3 protein-coding genes are annotated in these 1,872 nt (G+C 69.2%); all 3 read left to right on the top strand.

Annotation, left to right across the window (positions count from 1 at the left end; translation table 11 throughout):
* The coding region (locus AC2VON_RS03635) for an alpha/beta hydrolase fold domain-containing protein (protein ID WP_486951720.1) at positions 1-411 on the top strand (411 nt) is incomplete at its 5' end.
* Between the two features lie 35 nt (positions 412-446).
* Entirely contained in the window at positions 447-1,235 is a 789-nt protein-coding gene (locus AC2VON_RS03630; protein ID WP_047041144.1) for a DsbA family protein, read from the top strand.
* Positions 1,232-1,864 (top strand): vitamin K epoxide reductase family protein, encoded by a 633-nt coding sequence (locus tag AC2VON_RS03625; protein ID WP_003889255.1) that lies wholly within the window; start codon positions 1,232-1,234, stop codon positions 1,862-1,864. Before AC2VON_RS03630 ends, AC2VON_RS03625 begins: the two co-directional genes overlap by 4 nt.
* The last annotated feature ends 8 nt before the right edge of the window (positions 1,865-1,872 follow it).

Below are 1,872 nucleotides of genomic sequence, written 5' to 3'. Positions count from 1 at the left end.
CCGGCGCTGCAACTGCTCATCTACCCGTGGACCAACCCCAGCGGCGAGACCCGGTCGCAGACCCTGTTCGCCTCCGGCTACTTCCTGACGAAGGCCGACATCGAGTGGTTCGCCGACAAGTACGTCACCGGTGCGTCGGTGCAGATCACCGATCCGGTCGTGTCACCGCTGCTGGCCGACGACCTGTCCGGGCTCGCGCCTGCACTGGTGCTGACCGGCGGCTTCGACCCACTGCGCGACGAGGGCGTGGCCTACGCCGAGGCACTGCGCGCCGCCGGGGTGGCCGTCGACCTGCGGCAGGCCGGTGCGCTGATCCACGGCTTCGCCAACATGTTCCCGATCGGGGGCGGTTGCGCGGCCGCGGTCGCCGACATGATCAGCGCGCTGCGCACCCGTCTGCGCGGCGTCTGACGGGCCGCGAAAACGCCGCCGGTACGCTTGTCCCCGTGGCCTCGAAACCGAAGAAGACCCCGAAGTACGACCTGAAGGCGGCCGACAAGAAACGCAATCTGGCCGTACAGATCGGGTTGACCGCGATCGTCGTGATCTTCGCCGTCGCGCTGGTGCTCTACATCGTCATGACCAAGGAGGACAAGCCCGGCGAGGGTGAGGCCAAGCCGATCCGGGTGGCGTCCAGCGACGTCATCACCGGTGACGACGGCGAGCCCAAGGCCGTGCTGTCGCTCTACGAGGACTTCCTGTGCCCGGCGTGCGGCAACTTCGAGAAGGCCTTCGGCCCGACGATCAACCGGCTGATCGACAGCGGCGCCGTGGCGGCCGACTACTACATGGTCTCGATCCTGGACCGGGCCGGCCAGGGGTACTCGACCCGCGCCGCGAACGCCGCCTACTGCGTGGCCGAAGCCGACACCGAGGCGTTCCGCCGCTTCCACGCCGCGCTGTACGCCCAGCAGCCGCCCGAGGGCGTCGGCCCGTTCCCGGACGAGGCCCGGCTGACCGAGGTGGCGCGCCAGGCCGGCGTCGTCGGCGACGTCCCGAACTGCATCGAGAAGGGCCGCTACGACGACATGGTCAAGGGCATGGCCAAGGCGACCGAGGTCAAGGCCACCCCGACCATCCGCATCAACGGCAAGGACTACAAGCCGACGACCCCCGACGCGCTGATCGACGAGATCAGGAGCATCGTCGGTGACCTGCCCGTGCTCGACGCCGGTGCGCCGCCGCCGAATCCGGATCCGACGACCCCGGCGCCCGCTCCCGCTCCCGCTCCATGAGCGTGAGCGCGCCAGGGGAGGTGTCCCCGGCCGAGCCGGACAGCCCCGAGCACGGTGGGGTGCACGTCGGGAGGCTGAGCGCGCTGTGGGTCCTGATCGCCGGCGTGGTGGGCCTCTCGTCGGCGCTGGCGCTGACCATCGAGAAGGTCGAGCTGCTCAAGAACCCGGCCTACGTGCCGACGTGCAGCCTCAACCCGGTGCTGTCCTGCGGTTCGGTGATGGTCACCCCGCAGGCCGCCGTGTTCGGTTTCCCGAACTCGCTGATCGGCATCGTGTCGTTCACCGTCGTGCTGGTGACCGGGGTGCTCGCGGTGGCCCGGGTTCAGCTGCCCCGCTGGTACTGGGCCGGGCTGGCGGTCGGCACGCTGCTGGGCACGGTGTTCGTGCACTGGCTGATCTACCAGAGCGTGTTCACCATCGGCGCGCTGTGCCTGTACTGCATGGTGGTGTGGTCGATGACCATCCCGCTGCTGGTCGTGGTGACGACGATCGCGGTGCAGCCGCAGCGCGGCAACGCCGTGCTGCGCGGGCTGCACACCTGGCGCTGGTCGATCGTGGCGCTGTGGTTCACCGCGGTGATCCTGTTGTGCCTGGTGCGGTTCTGGAGTTACTGGTCCACTCTGCTCTGAGGATCTAG

This window comes from Mycobacterium sp. TH-M82 (assembly GCF_057473605.1).
This window is presented reverse-complemented; position numbering and strand designations above follow the sequence as displayed.